Below are 16595 nucleotides of genomic sequence, written 5' to 3' on the forward strand. Positions count from 1 at the left end.
GCGCATTAGGGTGGCCGGTCGTGGAGCACAAGCGGCTGAAGCTGTACGCCTATCTGGACGCGCGCGATCATCAGCGCACGTACCTGGCGATCATGCGGCTGTTCACCTCCACGCTGCTCGCGGACCTGAGCGCGGGCGAGGTCGCCGGAGCACTGGCCGGGCAGGAGCGCGAGGGGCGCGTCGAGCAGGGCGAGAGCCGGATCGAGAACGTCATCAACCGCCTCAAGCAGCTGGTCGAGTGGGGCAACCTCGTGCAGGGGCGGCGCGAGGTCGTCGCGGCCAGCATCGCCGAGTTCCAGCACGGCAGCGTCCGCTACCAGGTCTCCAAGCTCGCCGTCCGCGTGCAGCGCGACGTCGACGAGCTGCTGCGCGTCCCCGAAGGCGCCCGCGAGGTCTCCCGCGAGCTGCTCCCCGCCATCGAACGCGGCCTCAACGAGCTGGGCGGATCCCTCAGCGTCGCCCTGCTCAACGAGGGCGACAAGACGAAGGAGCTGCTGGCCGAACGCGTCACCACGCTGTTCCTGCAGCACGCCGAGCTCGCGGCGACGGTCCGCGACTTCTACGCCTACCTCGGCCAGGTCGTGACGCGGAACCACCTGGCACCCGAGGAGATCGCGGGCTTCCGGAACCTGCTGGTCGAGTACATCCAGCGGGTCGTCGAGGACGTCCTGAAGTTCACGCCCCCGATCGCCACGGCGCTGGCCGGCTTCACGAAGGCCCGCACCGAGCTCCTGCGCCTCCTCGGCACCGAACTCGGCCAGAACGTCGAACGTGCCCGTGGCCGCACACCGGAGGACTGGCAGGAGCTGACGGACTGGTTCGTCGACCGCCCCGGCCGTCCGTCGCAGGTCACGGCGCTGCGCGAAGCCACGGCCCGTGCCATCGGCAGCCTGCTGGCCAGCGTGAAGCGCGCGACGTCCGGGGGTGGGCTGCTGCCGGGCCGCCGCGCCGAACTGCTGAAGCTCGCACGCTGGTTCGACGACTCGACCAGGGAGGAGGCGCACGAGATCTACGCCTCCGCGTTCGGTCTCTACAGCGCCCGCCACCTCTCCCCCGCACCCGAACACGACTCGGACAACGAGCGCACGGCGTGGCGCGACGGCCCGGTCTGCGACGTCACCGTGAGCGTCCGCACGAGAGGCGACCGGGGTGGCCGCGGCAGGCCGTCCCGGATCCTCGACGACCCGATGACCGAGCAGTCGCTGCTCGCGGAGGCGCGGGAGGCGGACGAGATCCGCGCACGGCACGTCGCCGAGCTCACCAAGGCCGCCGGAAACCTGGAGAACACCACGCTCACGCACGGCGCGTTGGAGGTCTTCTGCGAGCTGCTGACGCTCGCGATGGCCCAGCGCGACTCCCCCAACGACAGCGGATCGGCCAGCGACCCCGTGCGCGGCCTCAAACTCGAGATCGCCCACGGCACGACGACCCAGATCAGGTCGGCCGCCGGGACGCTCACCCTGCACGACGCGACGGTGGCACTGAAGCGATGAACCACTTGGACAACCTCTCCGACATCGACGCCGCCAACGTGGTGCGGTGCGCGCGAACGTTGCTGCGCAGGCCTTTGCTGCGTTCCGACGGCCCGGACGGTGAGCTGCTCAGCCTCGTCTACCGGCACCGCGCGACGCTGCAGGACCTGTTCGCGGGCCTGCTCGGCTACCGGCTCGTCGTGGAACGCCGGTTCGCGCGCCTCTACAAGTCGGGTCCCGGCAACGACGACACGCGCGGCCTGCTCAGCATGTCCCCGCGCGGCTACGCGTACCTGGCTCTCACGCTCGCGGTCCTCACCGGCATCGGCCGCCAGACCCTGCTGTCCCGGCTCGTGGCCGACATCCGTTCCGCCGCGGTCGAGGCGGGCATCGACGCACCGGACGACATCTCCGAACGGCGTGCGCTCACCGCGGCACTGCGCCAACTCGTCTCCCTCGGCGTGCTGCACGAGACCGAAGGTTCGGTCGCGCAGGACGTGCTGCCGCAGGAAGCGCTGATCACGATCGACACCGACCTGCTGGGCCAGCTCGTGACGGGCCCGGTCGGCGAGGCCCAGGACCCGGCGCACCTCGTCGAACTGGCCGCGCGCCCCGGTCCGCGCGGCATCGAGCACGCGGTGCGACGCCGGCTCGTCGAGACCCCGCTGGTGCTCTACGCGGACCTGCCGAACGAGCAGGCGGAGTGGCTGCGCCGCAACCAGCGCAAGGAGACGGCGCTGCTGGAGCAGGCTTTCGGCCTGCACACCGAGTGCCGGGTCGAGGGTGTGCTCGCCGCCGACCCCGAGGACTTCCTGACCGACCTGTCGTTCCCCGGCGTCTCGACGGTCGCGCGCATCACGCTGCTGGCCCTGCCGGACCTGCTCGACAGCGAGGACGAGGACGCGCCGGCGCGGTACGTCGTCACCGCGGAACGCCTGCGCGAGGTCTGCGCCGGGCTGGTCGAGGACTACCCCGCGGCGTGGTCGAAGCAGTTCACCGACGACCTCGACCGGCTGGTCGCCGAGGTGACGGAACTGTTGCGCCGCATGGGACTGGCCGCGCGCGCCGAGGACGGGTCGTGGTCGGTCAGCGCGGCCGCGCACCGCTGGCTGCCGTCCCCCGACGGTGATCCGGAACGAGAACAACCATCCGAACCCGTTGTGGTGCAAGAAGTACCGAGCTGGTCCCTGTTCGACGAGGAGAACGTTTCATGAGCAGGTGGCGGCTGCACCGCGGCGGCGTGGTCAACATCTGGCAGTACACCGAGCAGACGTTCGACTTCTCCGGTGGCCGCGCGATCTTCCAGGGCACCAACGGTTCCGGCAAGTCCCGCACGCTGGAGCTGCTGCTCCCGCTGTGCCTCGACGGCGACCTGCGCCAGGTCGGCTCCAAGGGTTTCGACACGGTCAGCCTGCGGCGCCTCATGCTGGACGACTACGACGGCGGCCCGAACCGCATCGGCTACACGTGGGTCGAGCTGATCCGCGAGGCCGCCGACCACTCGGGCAACGAGTACCTGACGTGCGGTCTGGGCGTGAAGGCGTCCAAGACCTCGCAGGCCATCACGGACTCGTGGCGGTTCGTCACGCCGCTGCGCGTCGGCACGGAACTGCAGCTCGCCGGCGCCGAGCGCGTTCCGCACGGCCCGGCGCAGCTGCGGGACCTCATCGGCGCGGACTGCATGTTCGAGGAGCCGGCGTTCCGCGCGAAGATCGCCGAGACCGTCTACGGCGTGCCCGCCGCCCGGTACGGCGACCTGCTGCACCTCCAGCGGACGCTGCGCAACCCCGACGTCGGCCTGAAGGTGCTGGAGGGGCAGCTCGAACAGATCCTGAGCGACGCGCTGCCGCCGCTGGACCAGGCGATGGTCGAGCAGCTCGCGACGTCGTTCGACGACCTGGAGTCGATCCGCGAGAACATCGTGCGACTGTCCTCTGCGGACAGTGCGCTGGGTACGTTCCTCAAGACGTACAGCGACTACGCGTTCGGCGGTCTCCGAAGCGCGTCCGAACGGCTGGAGTCCGCCGAGAAGTCCGTGGCGAAGCTGCGGCGCGAGCAGTCGAAGCTCGCGCAGGAGCTCGACCTCACGCGGATGGAACGTGCGGCGTCCGAGCAAGCCCTGGTCGACATGGAGACCGGTGAGCAGCAGGCCGAGGAGACCATCGCGGCGCTGAAGGAACTGCCGGCGTTCCGCGACCTGCAGGACCTGAAGACGCGCGAGAACCTGGTGGCGGAGAAGCGTTCGTCCGCCGTCGCCGCTCTCGAGACGGCCCATCGCCAGCGGGCGCAGGAGGACGCGGCCGTCGACAACGTGCTGCGGCTGCTGAAGCGCCTCGCGGAGGACCTCCAGGCGGCCGACGCGCTGGGCGAACCGTTGCGCGAGAACCTGCGCCTCGCGGGCATGGACTCCGACCTGGCGCCGGAGGTCCCGCAGGTCCCGGCCGCCGAGGCCACCGTGACCACGGCGTCCGTGCGCGCGAAGCCGGACCCCGAGGCCGGGCCGCTGCCGATCGAACGCCGCGTGCCGCCCGCCGCCGCGACCGAGGACGTGCTGACCGCGCTGACGTCGGTCGTCGACCAGGCCTCCGGCATCGCTTCCCTTGCGCGCCAACGAGGTGCGCTGGCGCTGGCCCTGCACGAACAGGCACTCGCCCTGGACGCGCAGCAGCGCGAGGTGGAGTCGTTGCGGCAGAAGGCCCGCGACGCCCAGCTCGGCGCGACCGAGTCGACGTCGATGCGCAACCAGGAGATGCAGGAGCTGGCCGAGGTCGTGCAGACCTGGCTGGAGCAGGTCGAGGTGTGGACGTCGAGCGGCCCGCTGCTGGACGAACGCCCCGCGGAGGCCTTGAAGCTGCCGCGGACCGCGGATCCGGCCGCTGCCAAGACGTTGGGCGCCACCGCCCGCGAGTGGGCAGGCCCGCTCGTGCAGACGGCACGCGACGCCGCGCACGCGTTCACCCAGCAGCGCACCGATCTGCGCACGAGGCTCGACACGCTGGACGAGGAGCTCGTCGGCCTGCGGTCGGGCAACGAGCGCGTGCCGGTGCCGGGCCAGTACACGTCGGCGGACCGCGACGTCGCCGTCGGCGCGCCCTTCTACCGCCTGGTCGACTTCGTGCCGGCGCTGACCGACGACGAACGCGCGGGGCTCGAAGCCGCGTTGCAGGCCAGCGGTCTGCTGGACGCCTGGGTGACCCCGGCCGACGCCGACCTGAGCGACGTCCTGGCCGTGCCGAGGCCCGCGGCCGAAGGCAGGACGCTGGCCGACTACCTGGTGCCGGCCGTCGAGGGCTCACCGGTGCCGGAAGCGTTCGTCTCCGACCTGCTGCGTGCCGTGTCGCTGGACGACATGACCACCACCGGCGACTGGCGCACGGGCGTGCTGACCGGCCGCTGGACCAAACCCGAGGCCGAGTTCATCGGCGCGGGCGCGCGGGAAGCCGCCCGCGGCCGACGAATCGTTGCCCTGGAAGAGGAACTGGCCGACCTGCGCGCCAAGCTCGGCACCGCCGAGGACGAGCTGGCCCGCGCCCACGAGCACGTCGCCACCTGGGAGGCGCACCTCGCGGCGTTCCCCGGCGACGGCGAGCTGATCGCGAAGCACAGCCGCGTCCAGGCCGCCGAGGAGTCGGCCGTGCGGGCGCAGCAACGGACGTTCGAGCTGCGGGACGCCCTGGAGGACGCCGGCTCCCGGCTCGAGGCGGCGCGCGGCGAGCTGACCCGGCAGGCGGGTGACGCCGACCTGTCGTCCGACACGGAGGCGCTGCGCCAGGCCCAGTCGGCCGCGGCGGAGGCCAGGCGGACCGCCGACCTGCTCGGTGACGCGGTGAAGAGGCGGTGCCAGGGCACGATCTCCGACCTCACCGACGCCTCGCACCGCTACCACGAGGCCGTCGCCGACCGGCAGACCGCGGAGGCCGACGCCGACACCCGGTGCGTCGACTACGCGGCCCAGGCAGGGACTTTGGCGGAGCTGACCGACGCGGTCGGCGGTGAGGCCAAGGAGATCAGCGAGCAGCTCACGTCGCTGGAGAAGTCGCGCAAGAAGATGCGCGAGGACCTGAAGGGCGTGCGCGAGGGCATCACGACCGCGCGTGAGCAGGCGGCGAAGCTGGAAGCGTTGCTGGAGACCAACTCCACGCAGGTCACCGAGTCCGAGGAAGGGCTCACGCGGGCGTCCGCGAACTTCCAGGCGACCGTGCGCGCGCCCGGACTGCTGGCGGCGGCGTTCCCGGAAGCACCCGAGGAAGCCCTGGTCCGACAGGCCATCGCGGAGACCCCCGACCGCCGTGGCGGCACCGAGGCGACCGTGATCGCGAAGCTGCAGGCGCTGCAGACGTCGCTGGCCGGCAGCCACGACATCGCCGCCGAACAACACGCGGGCCTGCTCACCGTCACCGTGACCGGCGAGGAGGGCGCGAAGCCCGTCGCCGTCGCCGCCCGCCAGGTGACGACGAAGCTGGCCGAGCAGCGCGGGTTCCTCGACGAGCAGTACCAGGGCATCTTCGCCGACTACCTGATCCGCGACCTGGCCGAGTGGCTGCGCGGTCAGATCACCGTCGCCGAGGACCTGACCAAGCGCATGAACGAGGTGCTCGGCCAGGCCCGGTCGAGCCAGGGCGTGCACGTCAAGCTGTCGTGGAAGTCGTCGAGCGCGTTGGACGACTCGACGCGGCAAGCGCTTGCGCTCGTGCGGCTGCCGTTCGGCGAACGCACGCCCGAGCAGGACGCGACGTTGCGGCGCGTCTTCACCGAACGGATCGAGAACGAGCGGGACACGCACTCCGGTGGTTACGCCGAGATCCTGTCCCGGGCGCTCGACTACCGGACGTGGCACCAGTTCACGGTGACCGTCGCGGACACGGGCCCGGACGGCAACCCGCGCGAACGGCGGCTCAAGCAGCTGTCGTCCGGCGAGACCCGGCTGATCTCGTACGTGACGCTGTTCGCGGCGGCGGCGAGCTTCTACGACGCCGTGAGCGACGAGTTCGACCCGCTGCGCCTGGTGCTGCTGGACGAGGCCTTCGAACGCCTCGACGACCCGACCATCGCACGCATGCTGGGGCTGCTGGTCGACCTCGACATGGACTGGGTGATCACCTGGCCGTCCGGCTGGGGCGTGTCGGACAAGATCCCGCGCATGCACATCTTCGACGTGCTGCGCCCCAAGAACGGCCGGGGCGTCGCGTGCACGCAGACCACGTGGGACGGCGCGGCGCTGGACCGGATCGATCCCTAGAACGGCACCTCGGTGCCGAGCGGGGCGGTCCCCCGGCCGCAGAGCGCGCGGCAGAACTCGACCGCGTCGAACTCCAGCTCCGGACCGCTCTCGCCCCAACTGCCGCCCGCAGGCCCGGTCAGCCGCAACCTGACCGGGCTGCCGAGCCGTTCGAACCACTCCCGCACCACGTCGTCGACCAGCACGCCGTCGTGCTCGGCCGTCAGCTCCATGGGCGCGCCCGTCGCCAGCGCGATGTCGGTGCGGTGCATCCACGGGTCGCGGGTCATGATCACGTCGTTGAGGAAGCCGAGCGTCCAAGCCTCGTCACGGCCGTTGACGTGCTGAGTGCCGGGCATCTTCCGTGCGCGCACAAAGCCCGGCACGCGACGACGCCCTTTCACAGCACGAGGTTGCACCTCGGCGAAACGAGCCATGATGGCCGCGGGTGCCAGGCCTGCGCGTTCCTCGACCTGCACCGCGGTCAGGTCGTCGATGAACACGCCGCCGCGGGCCTGGGCGGCCTTGGCCTGGCGCATGCCCTCGAGCATCGACGCCGACATCTCGGCCATGCCGAGCACGTGCGTCGCCATCGCGCGGACGTCCCAGCCGGGACAGCCCGTGGGCGCGTCCCAGTCCTGCGGCGCCAGACCGCCGAGCAGGGCGGCGACGCGGTCGTACTCGGTGGCCGCGAGCCTCATCGCGGTCTCCCGGTCGAGTGCCGGTGGACGAGGTCTGGCGGCAAGGGCGGCGGTCATCGTGAACTCCTCAGGGACGGTCCGGGCAGGCCGACTTCGTCGGCGAACATGTCGATCACGCGGGGCAGCTGACGCAGCCAGCGGTCCCCGCCGGGTTCGTTGGCGAACTGCCGGTCGAGCAGGCCGCCGCACAGGGCCAGGAAGAGGTCGGCGTCGGCGGTCTCGGTGACGCCGAGCCCGCGCAGCGTGTCGTGCAGCAGGCCGATGACCTCGACCGACGGGGCGTAGGCGGCTTCGGAGGGTGTGAAGCCGGGGATGGCGTGCTGGTTGAGCAGCTGGTAGCGGGCGACGTCGGCGAGCGAGAACGCGAAGAAGTGCTCGGCGATGGCCAGCACCGCCCTGCGCGGCTCCTCGGGCAGCCCGCGCTCGCGCATCTCGGCGAGGTAGAGCGTCCAGCCCTGCCCGAACATCGCGTCGTAGATCGCGTTCTTCGAGTCGAAGTGCGAGTACAGCGACGGCGATCGCATGCCGATCATGGCCGCGACCTCGCGCAACGTCACGGCACCCAGCCCGTCGCGCCGCGCGATCTCCCACGCCGCGTCGACGATCTCCCGCCGTGTCGCCTCACGCCGTTCGGCTTGCCTATCACGATTAGGCAGAACGCTCATGGTTAGGAAGAGTCCGCTTCGGGACTCTCCCTGTCAAGGTCTGGTTGCGCTCTCGGCGCGGCCGGGCTAGCTGAACGTGGGTGTGCCGCGGTGGTGGGGACGCTGCCCCGGCAGCCGACGCGCGACCTGGTCCGCGGGCAGCGTGGTCGCGATGTCGAGGCTGTACGAGAGGGCCATCTGCTTCTTCCTCGCCTACGGGCGGCTCCGCTCGACCCCCGCCACGGACAGCACCGTCGTCCGGGCGCGCCGAATCAGGAAACTAGGGTGGTGCCGTGAACATGGACCAGCCCGAGCTGCGGGAGTTCTGGCGTCTCGCCCGCGAGACGGCGGAAGGCGGCGGCCGCTCCGCGTTCAGCTTCCGCGTCGAGGACGCGAGCACCGCCACCGTCCTCGGTGAGCTGCTGCGCAAGCCGATCGACCACCCCGCCCGGCGCCAGATCTCGCTGGCACGCCTGGACGAACACATCCGCGCGCACGGCAGCTCGTTGCCCGAGGTGCTGGAATCGGTGCACGGCAAGCCACTCGGCATGTCGACGTCCCAGGAGTCGTCGACCGCGGACGCCGTGCTGAAGTTCGCGTTGCGCGAGCACGGGTTGCTGTCCCGTCCGTGGGCCGCCGAGTGGATCGAGCACGTCCGCCGGTACGGCAAGATCCCGCAGCCCGCGTTGCCGATGATCGCGAACCAGGCCGCGGCGATCCTCGCCCGGCTCGGCACCGAACCGCGGCAGTGGACCACGCGGTTCGCCCTGGCGGGCAACGACCTGGACGACGGCAGGCCGTTGACCCGCGTCGTCGCGAAAGCGCTGCGGCTCGCCGGCACCGACTGGGAACGCGCCGGGGTCCTGCCTGACGCGTACAGCGACCCCGTCCTCACCTCGCAGGGCTACCTGACGCTCAACGACTCGTTGGCGGCGCGGGAGATCACCGTCGTCCGGTCCCCGCGCCTGCTCGAATCCGGCGTGCCCGGCCCGTTGGTGGTGCTGCCGGACGGGTTGACCCCCCAGGCCCGGCACCACCTCGACGGCAGGACGGTCCGGTGCCACAACGACTTCACGCCCGACGGCATCCGCACGACGAACGAGGTCCTCGCCTGGACCGGCGGCACGGCGTGGCGGATGTCGGCGGCCGACTACCGCGAGGCCGTGGCCACGTTGATCGCGCGCGGGGTGGAGCTGCCGACGTTGAACAGCCGCCCGGAGGCCGCGAGTTGGGACCCCGATCTGGCGGACACCATGGCCACGACGGGGCTGATGGTCACCGAGGAGCACGCGCTGCCGTCGCTGCTCTGAGCTCGTCCACGCGGCCGAACGACTTGCGCCAAGATGGGCGAATGAAACCGCACCACTGGCCCTTCGTCGCGCTGGGCGTGGCGGCCGCCGCCGCGATCACGTTCGTGGTCGTCGCGGGCAGCGAGACACCTGCCGTCAACATGGCGGTGCTGGTCGGGGTCCCGCTCGTGGCGATGTACCTCGTGCACCTGGTGTCGCGGCGGGTGGCGGGCAAGGTGCTGTTCGAGTTCCGGGTGGACCCGCGGCCGAGTTGGTACACCGACGCGGTCGAGGTCAAGGACGGTGGCCTGGAGATCACGGCGGTGTCGGGTGGCGGGCGGATCGCCTCCAGCGGGCCTACCAGGGTGTTCTACGGCTTCGGCGACCTGCTCGGCATCGGCACGCGGCAGGCGGTGCCCGGTGAGAGGCCGTGGATCACGCTGACGGACGGCCGCGGGCTTCCCGTGCCGGCGGGCGACGTCGTGGTGCTGCGGACCACCTCGGGCGAGCAGGTGCTGCCGGTCGAGGAGCCGGGGAAGTTCGTGTCCCTGGTGCGGTCCAGGGTGTCGAACCTCCCCGAGGTCCACGCCGAGGCCGCCCTGGCCGCCGGTGACGAGGTGGGTCAGGCACCGCCGTCCGCCGGTGAGCGGACCACCCCGGTCGAGGGGCCGGCCGTGTCGCTCACCGGGCCGTCCCTCGCCGTGCGGTGGCTGGCCGGGGCCGTGCTCGCTCTGGCCGGGACCGTCGTGCTGCCGGTGGTCGCGCTGGTCACCACACCCGGCGTGACGTGGCAAGCGCCCGCGTTCGCGGGTGTCGCGGGGCTGGTGTGGGTGCTGAACCGGAACGTGCCGCGGACCTGGGGGCGGGTGGCGTTCCTCGCGGTGCCGACGACCGTGTTCTGGTTGGTGGGCAAGGGCGGCTACGCCTGGATCCCCGTGGTTCTGGTGTTGTGCCCGCTGCTGGGTCACCTCGGCGGGCGGATGTTCCGGCTGGGCGCGGGTCTCGGCCGCACCGTCGAGGTGCGCGTCCCGTTGCGCAACGGCGCGTCGCTGTACGTGCAACGGGATCGCTTGGTGCACAAGCTGAACAGGTCGCACGACGGCGGCGTCCACCCCCAGGCGCTGTGGCTCGGCGACCTCACGCTCGTCCAACCCGGCACCTCGCCGGGCCTGCACGCGTGGCCGGTGCCCGGTGGTGTCAGGACGCCCGTCGGCGACAGTCCGATGCTCCGCCTCGTGGCGCGGCCGCAGCAGTGGATCCTGCCGGTGGCGCAGGCCGGTGAACTCGCCGAACTGATCCGGTCGCGCCGGGGAACGCCGGGGCGCGCCGAACGGATGTCCGTCGAGGAGTGGCGCGACCTGCACCGGTGGGCGGTCCGGCGGACGACCGCCAACCGGCGAGGCGACTACGCGACCGTCGGCATCGGCTGGCGGTTGGTCGCCGCGTCCGTCAGCGGCAGCTTCGCCTGGATGTTCGTCGCTCTCGGGCTCACCGTCGGGACCCTGGTCGCGGTGCCGCTGACCGCAGGGTTGCTGCTCGACTGGTGGCGGGTGCGGGGCCGGATGCGGCTCGCCGAGCAGAACGCGCTGCCGCCGGGCAGTCCGGACTGGGGCGAGATCCGTCCGGACCACGCCCCGATCCCGGGCTGGCAGCCCTGGCGGTGACTACTGCGCCGGTGGGTCGGGCAGGTCGAGCCTGCCCACCATCCGCGGCGGGTTCGCCGAGGACCTGACCTGGTAGTCGCTGTCCTCGGGGTCGTTGACGTTGTTCGGGCCGCCCTCGGCCGGGATGTACGTGCTCGCGTTGTCCGACCGCCAGCCGCCCTCGTACGGGTTGCCGTCGATGTTGGCGCGCGTGGTCGACCCGTCGGGGGTCTGGAACGTGTGGCCCTGGGTGTTCGCGCCCGCCGTGTACTGGCCGTCCGGTGACGTCCCGGTGTCCCAGGTCTGGCTGAGCCCCTCGTGCCTGGTGCTCATGCCGCCGACCGCTCCGCCGACGCCTCCCGACACACCGCCGGAGAGGATCGCGGAACCGAAGTCCTCCGCGCTGACCTTGCCGTGCGCGAGGTTGTTCAGCACGTTGCCGCCCGCGCCCGCGACGGCACCTTCCACCGCGCCACGTCCGGCGGCCTGGACGAAGTTGCCGCTGGTGTTGCCGAGCGCGCCACTGCCGACGCCGACCGCTCCCGACGCGACACCGGCAGCGACACCCGCGATGCCCGCGTCGACGGTCTTGCCGACGTCCCAGGACTTCCGCTCACCCGTGGCGAACTGGAGGCCCTGGATGGCCGCGTCGACGCCGACGTTGATCGCGACGTTGATGATGATCTGCCGCAGCAACTGCTGGAAGATCGTCTGGATGGTGATGCGGGTCGCGGCCTGCGCGATCGGGATGCCCGCGGTCGACGTGCCGAACGTGGCCACCGCCGAGGCGATCATCGCGGCGATCTGCGCGGCCAGGATGATCAGTGCGGCGATGATGCTGAGCTTCGTGTACTCGACGCCCAATGCCGCGTTGTCGCAGCCCTTCGCCAGGTCGGCGCAGATCTGCTGCAGGTTGACCAGGTAGGCGTCGCCCTCGGTGTAGGCCTTCCAGTACTCCTCGAACTTCTCCGCCGTCTGCCCGCTCATGCAGCCCAGCGCGGCCTTCGAAGCGCTGTTGCCGTCCCCGAGGACCTCGCCGACCGCCTTCTCGGCGGCCTGCCACGCGCCCCGCATGAGGCGCAGCCTGTCCTCGTCGCCCTCCGGCCACTTCGCACCGACCACGATCGGAGTGAGCCACTGGACGGCGCCGGGAATCTCGATGCCCACGGCTCACCTCCCCCCGAGCGACCTGCGGCCGGCCTGGTCGACGGCCTCCCAGGTGTCCGCGGAGGCGTCGAGGCCCTCGCGGATCGAGTGGATGCCCTCGGTGAGCGCCGGGAACGCCTGCAGCGCCTGGTCCGCGATCGGCAGGTAGGACTTGGCGAACTCCTGGCCCGCCTCGTCGCCGCCCCAGCAGCCGTTGTTGGCGTCGAGCACGCCCCGCAGCGCGTCCCAGGCGGTCTGGAGCTTGTCGCCCGCAGCGGAGAACTTCGGCGACTGCGAGCGCAACGCCGTCGGATCTACCTCGAAGCCCGTCACCACTGGCCCCCGCGACGGTCCATGAAGGACTCCGGCGGTTCGTCGTCGCTCTGTCGCGGCGCCGGCTGCACGATCGGCGGCGGCACCGGGATGAGGTCCTTGAGGGACGGCATGCCCGGGAACAGGTCGGGCAGGTCGGGAATGCCCTCCTGGTAGGGCGCGAGGACCGCGTCGGCCTGCTCGCGCGCGTGCAGGGCGGCCTGCTGGATCGTCGTCACGACGCTCTGGCCCAGCTTCTCGGGCGTGCTGCGCTCGAACGCGGCGGGCGCGAGGGTGACGCCGGTGACGATGCCACCGGCGTTGACCGTCACCTCGACCATCCCGTCCTGCGACCGCGCACGGCCGACCTTGGACATCGCCTCGGCCTGCGCCTGCCTGAGCTGGGCGGTCTGCTGCTCGAGGTTCGCCAGCATCGTGTCGACCTGGCCGCGCAAAGCAGCGTTGCGCGCTTCGAGCTCCGGGTTGCTCATGCGTAGACCACACCGGATTACGCCGTTCGGCGCAACCCGGCTAGGAGTGACGGGACCAGCTCTGCAGCATCCGGAACGCGATCGACGCGCCACCGGCCAGCCCGAGGCCCGGCACGCTCCCCGGCTCGTCGATGGCCTTGCGGACATCAGCCCGCGACACCCACTTGGCCTCCGCGATCTCCCCCTCGGCGAGCCGCAACGGCTCGGCGGGGTCGGCCACGGCCTCGAACCCGATCATCAGCGACCGCGGGAACGGCCACGGCTGGGACCCGAGGTAGCGGATGTCCCGGACGGCGAGGCCGACCTCCTCGGAGACCTCGCGCGCCACGCAGGCCTCCAGCGACTCGCCGGCCTCCACGAACCCGGCCAGCACGGAGAACCTGCCCTCCGGCCACTCCGGTCCACGCGCGACGAGGACCTGCTCCGCGCCGTCGTGCACGAGGCAGATCACGGCCGAGTCGGTGCGCGGGTACTCCTCCCGCTCACACCCGGAGCAGACCGACGTCCAGCCGGACTTCTCCAGCACCGTCCTGGCGCCGCACTTGGCGCAGTACTTGCTGATCCGGTGCCACTGGAACAACGCGGCGGCCGTCGTGAACAGCCCTGCCGACATGTCGTCCAGGGTCGCGCCGGCCTGCCGCAGGTCGAGCCACTGCGGCTCGTCCGTGAGCTCCGGCGGACCCCACGCCCTGCTGGCCGGCACCGCCTCGCCGTCCTGGGCGGGCATCAGCACGGCGAAGTACGCCACGCCGTCCTGCTCACCGAGCAGGACGGCGTTCACGGGTGGCTGGTCGCCGAACTCGAGCGCCGGCCGGTCGGCCAGCCGCGTGCCGCGATCGGCGACCAGGGTGCGGCCGCGCGTGTCCACGACGATCATCCGGGCCTTGGGCCAGAGCGCGGCGAGCTTCTCCTCGTCGCCGCGCAACGGCTCGCACCGGTCGATCGTGGACCGCGACAGCGCGGGCAGACCGAGCAGGTCGAAACTCACTGGAACGAGACCCCACCCAGCGCCGACAGCTTCGGCTTGAGCTGCTCGGCGTCACCGACGAGCACACCGGTGAAGTTGCCCGGCGCGAAGAACTCCAGCGCGGCCGCGGCCACCTGCTCCGACGTGACGGCCTGCAGGCGCTGCGGATGCGCCACCAGCCAGTCGAGGCCGAGACCCAGCGCGACGAGGTTCACCAGGAACGACGCCAGACCGCCCTGCGAGGACGTGCTGGTGAGCAGCGTGCCGATCGCGTAGCTGCGCGCGGTGTCCACTTCGGACTCCGACGGCGGCACGAGGCCGAGGCGGGCGAGCTCGTAGCGGGTCTCCAGCAGCGCCGCCGCCGTCACGTCGGACGCCGTGTCCGCGTCGACCATCAACGTCGCGCCGTGCACGGTGAACTCGGGGTGCGAGCGCGCGCTGTAGGTGTAGCCCTTGTCCTCGCGGATGTTCTCGACCAGGCGCGACGAGAAGAACCCGCCGTAGACCAGGTTCGCGAGCTGCAACGCCGGGTAGCGCTCGTCGGTGCGCGGGATCGCCTGCGCCGCGAGGCGGATCTGCGACTGCACGGCACCGGCGCGGTGCACCAGCACCACGTCGCCACCGGACACCTGCGGCAGCGGCGGGAGCTGGACGGCCTCGCCGTCGCCCTGCCACGCCGTCAGCGCCTCGCCGATCTGGGCCACGGCGTCGGCCGGCTCGACGTCGCCGACGACGACCAGGACCGAACCGCGCGGCAGCAGTGCCTTGCCGTGCAACGCCACCACGTCTTCGCGGCTGACGGCGGCGACCTCGTCGGCCTCCGGCATCTCCTTCGCGTACGGGTGGTCGCCGTACAGCACCTTCTGCAACGCCTCGCGCGCGATGACGCTCGGCTGCGACCGGGCGATCGTGATGCGCTCGACGAGACGGGTGCGCTCGCGCTCGACCTCGTCGGCCGGGTACGACGCGTTCGTCAGGACGTCGGCGAGCACCTCCAGCACGGTGCCGAGGCCGGTGGCCAGGGCGTTGCCGGTGAAGCTCAGGCGCTCCGGGTCGACCACGGCGTCGAGCTCGCCGCCGACCAGCGCCAGTTCGGTGTCGATCTGCACGCGCGAACGCTTCTCGGTGCCCGTGAGCACGGTGTTCGCGAGGATCTCCGCCACCGCGGAGTGCTGGGAGCCGGCACTGGTGCCGGCCGGGTCCGCGAATGGAACGCGCAGCCGCACCTCGACCATCGGCACGGTGGCGCGGCGGACCGCGATCACGCGCAGGCCGTTCGGCAGCGTGGTGTCCACAGTGGACAGCTCGGCGGCCGCCTTCTGCGAGCCCAGCTCCGGCAACGGACGCGGGCCTGTTTCGGTGCGCCCGATCTCGTCAGCCGAACGGTGGGTCTTGTTCCCCGGAGAGGAAGTCGAGACGGTCACTGAGATCCTCCGGTGGGCTTGACGAAGAGAAGGGCGCGGGAGTCGGGACGCAGCGCCTTGGCCGCGGCGGACACCTCGTCGACGGTCACCGAGGCGATCCGACGGGGGAGTTCGTAGATCAGCTCGGCGCGGCCGAACAGCAGCTCCGCCGAGCCGAGGCCCAGCGTGCGGTTCGTGAGCCGGTCGTGCTCCTTGTGCATGGTCGACGCCCAGCGGGCGGTGACCTTCGCGAGCTCCTCGGCCGACGGCGGCTCCTGCGCGAGCTTCTGCAGTTCCTCGTCGATGGCCGCGACGACCTGCTCGGCCGGCACCTCGGCCGCGTGGATCGCGGTGATGCTGAACGTGTCGGGGTCGCGGGCCTCGAGCGGGCCGAACAGACCGCAGCCGGCGTTCAGGTCGATCACGATGCCCTCTTGGTGCACCAGGCGCTGCTGCAGCCGCGAGCCGTCGCCGTCCGCCAGCACGCCGGCGAGCACGAGGTACGACAGGTAGCCGTCGATGTCCGTGGTCGGGTCCGGTACGCGGTAGCCGATCGCGATCGCGGGCAGCGGGGCGAGCGCGTCGCCGTGCTCGTGCCGCACCTCACCCTGCGGACCGGGCTCCGCGAACGAGGGACGCTCGGGCTTCGGCCGCGCGGGCACGTCGCCGAAGTGCTTCTCCACCAACGTCTTCGTGGTCTCGACGTCGAGGTCGCCCGCCACCGTCAGCACCGCGTTCGCCGGGCTGTAGTAGGTGTCGAAGAACTCCGCGCAGTCGTCGACCGTCGCGCTCTCCAGGTCGACGAAGTCGCCGTAGCCGTTGTGCGCGTTGGCGAACGTCTTGAACAGCACCGCGGGCAGGAGGATCCAGGGGAACCCGCCGTACGGGCGGTTCAGCACGTTGAGCCGGATCTCCTCCTTCACCACGTCGATCTGGTTGCGGAGGTTCTCCTCGGTGAGCTTCGGCGCGCGCATGCGGTCCGCCTCGAGGAACAGCGCCCGCTCCAGGGCCGCGCTCGGCAGCACCTGGTAGTAGTCGGTGTAGTCGGGGTGCGTGGACCCGTTGAACGTGCCGCCCGACGACTGCACGTGCCGGAAGTGGGCCAGCTTCTCCAGGCTCTCGCTGCCCTGGAACATCAGGTGCTCGAAGAGGTGCGCGAACCCGGTGCGCCCCTCCGGCTCGGAACGGAAGCCGACGTCGTAGTGCACGCTGACGCCGACGACCGGAGCGCCGGCGTCGGGGGCGAGCACCACCCGCAGGCCGTTGGGCAACGTGAACCTGTGCAGTTCGGGTGAGGCCATGCGGCAAG

At 71.6% G+C, this 16595-nt stretch carries 13 protein-coding genes; 5 read left to right on the top strand and 8 right to left on the bottom strand.

The annotated features are described in order from the left end of the window. Positions 1-20: 20 nt before the first annotated feature. The 3 genes from PV646_RS44100 to PV646_RS44110 are packed head-to-tail and all read left to right on the top strand — an operon-like array spanning position 21 to position 6711. Positions 21-1493 carry a DUF2397 domain-containing protein gene (locus PV646_RS44100; protein WP_500349084.1) on the top strand — a complete coding sequence of 491 codons (1473 nt, stop codon included), beginning with the start codon at positions 21-23 and terminating at the stop codon, positions 1491-1493. Next, positions 1490-2686 carry a TIGR02678 family protein gene (locus tag PV646_RS44105; protein WP_500349086.1) on the top strand — a complete coding sequence of 399 codons (1197 nt, stop codon included), beginning with the start codon at positions 1490-1492 and terminating at the stop codon, positions 2684-2686. Before PV646_RS44100 ends, PV646_RS44105 begins: the two co-directional genes overlap by 4 nt. Next, positions 2683-6711, top strand: coding sequence for a TIGR02680 family protein (locus PV646_RS44110; RefSeq protein ID WP_500349088.1), 4029 nt, complete (start codon positions 2683-2685; stop codon positions 6709-6711). Before PV646_RS44105 ends, PV646_RS44110 begins: the two co-directional genes overlap by 4 nt. On the opposite strand, the gene PV646_RS44115 is transcribed toward PV646_RS44110, so the two are convergent. Then, positions 6708-7448, bottom strand: a complete 741-nt coding sequence (locus tag PV646_RS44115) for a maleylpyruvate isomerase family mycothiol-dependent enzyme (RefSeq protein WP_500349090.1) — start codon at positions 7446-7448, stop codon at positions 6708-6710. The genes PV646_RS44110 and PV646_RS44115 overlap by 4 nt on opposite strands. Next, a complete protein-coding gene (locus PV646_RS44120) occupies positions 7445-8056 on the bottom strand; it encodes a TetR/AcrR family transcriptional regulator (protein WP_500349091.1) in 612 nt (203 codons plus the stop codon). Before PV646_RS44120 ends, PV646_RS44115 begins: the two co-directional genes overlap by 4 nt. 278 nt (positions 8057-8334) lie before the next feature. On the opposite strand from PV646_RS44120, the gene PV646_RS44125 reads away from it, so the two are divergent. Together PV646_RS44125 and PV646_RS44130 are read left to right on the top strand one after the other, a co-directional pair. Then, positions 8335-9345 (top strand): DUF2399 domain-containing protein, encoded by a 1011-nt coding sequence (locus PV646_RS44125; RefSeq protein WP_500349245.1) that lies wholly within the window; start codon positions 8335-8337, stop codon positions 9343-9345. Between the two features lie 41 nt (positions 9346-9386). After that, positions 9387-10988, top strand: coding sequence for a hypothetical protein (locus PV646_RS44130; RefSeq protein WP_500349093.1), 1602 nt, complete (start codon positions 9387-9389; stop codon positions 10986-10988). Here the strand turns inward: PV646_RS44130 and PV646_RS44135 are convergent, their stop codons facing one another. Genes PV646_RS44135 through PV646_RS44160 form a run of 6 tightly spaced genes read right to left on the bottom strand, consistent with a single transcriptional unit; the run spans position 10989 to position 16587 of the window. Further along, positions 10989-12134, bottom strand: coding sequence for a WXG100-like domain-containing protein (locus PV646_RS44135; RefSeq protein WP_500349095.1), 1146 nt, complete (start codon positions 12132-12134; stop codon positions 10989-10991). A 3-nt stretch (positions 12135-12137) separates the two neighbouring features. Further along, positions 12138-12446 carry a WXG100 family type VII secretion target gene (locus tag PV646_RS44140; RefSeq protein WP_500349097.1) on the bottom strand — a complete coding sequence of 103 codons (309 nt, stop codon included), beginning with the start codon at positions 12444-12446 and terminating at the stop codon, positions 12138-12140. Continuing rightward, on the bottom strand, positions 12443-12916 hold the full coding sequence (locus tag PV646_RS44145) for a YbaB/EbfC family nucleoid-associated protein (protein WP_500349099.1): 474 nt from the start codon (positions 12914-12916) through the stop codon (positions 12443-12445). Before PV646_RS44145 ends, PV646_RS44140 begins: the two co-directional genes overlap by 4 nt. A 40-nt stretch (positions 12917-12956) precedes the next feature. After that, a complete protein-coding gene (gene nudC, locus PV646_RS44150; RefSeq protein WP_500349101.1) occupies positions 12957-13904 on the bottom strand; it encodes an NAD(+) diphosphatase in 948 nt (315 codons plus the stop codon). Beyond that, on the bottom strand, positions 13901-15307 hold the full coding sequence (locus tag PV646_RS44155) for a M16 family metallopeptidase (protein WP_500349103.1): 1407 nt from the start codon (positions 15305-15307) through the stop codon (positions 13901-13903). The genes nudC and PV646_RS44155 overlap by 4 nt, the downstream gene beginning before the upstream one ends. Further along, the gene (locus PV646_RS44160) at positions 15304-16587 is read right to left on the bottom strand and encodes a M16 family metallopeptidase (RefSeq protein WP_500349105.1); all 1284 of its coding nucleotides are present in this window, start codon (positions 16585-16587) and stop codon (positions 15304-15306) included. Before PV646_RS44160 ends, PV646_RS44155 begins: the two co-directional genes overlap by 4 nt. Positions 16588-16595: the final 8 nt, after the last annotated feature.

Origin of the sequence: Streptomyces sp. ID05-26A (assembly GCF_033794685.1) — a bacterium.
Lineage (GTDB): Bacteria > Actinomycetota > Actinomycetes > Mycobacteriales > Pseudonocardiaceae > Lentzea.

What these genes read in the sequence shown, in the direction of transcription:
- PV646_RS44105 (WP_500349086.1), top strand. Translation starts at nt 1,490, where the DNA reads ATGAACCACTTGGACAACCTCTCCGACATCGACGCCGCCAACGTGGTG.
- PV646_RS44110 (WP_500349088.1), top strand. Translation starts at nt 2,683, where the DNA reads ATGAGCAGGTGGCGGCTGCACCGCGGCGGCGTGGTCAACATCTGGCAG.
- PV646_RS44115 (WP_500349090.1), bottom strand. Translation starts at nt 7,448, where the DNA reads ATGACCGCCGCCCTTGCCGCCAGACCTCGTCCACCGGCACTCGACCGG.
- PV646_RS44120 (WP_500349091.1), bottom strand. Translation starts at nt 8,056, where the DNA reads ATGAGCGTTCTGCCTAATCGTGATAGGCAAGCCGAACGGCGTGAGGCG.
- PV646_RS44125 (WP_500349245.1), top strand. Translation starts at nt 8,335, where the DNA reads ATGGACCAGCCCGAGCTGCGGGAGTTCTGGCGTCTCGCCCGCGAGACG.
- PV646_RS44130 (WP_500349093.1), top strand. Translation starts at nt 9,387, where the DNA reads ATGAAACCGCACCACTGGCCCTTCGTCGCGCTGGGCGTGGCGGCCGCC.
- PV646_RS44145 (WP_500349099.1), bottom strand. Translation starts at nt 12,916, where the DNA reads ATGAGCAACCCGGAGCTCGAAGCGCGCAACGCTGCTTTGCGCGGCCAG.
- PV646_RS44160 (WP_500349105.1), bottom strand. Translation starts at nt 16,587, where the DNA reads ATGGCCTCACCCGAACTGCACAGGTTCACGTTGCCCAACGGCCTGCGG.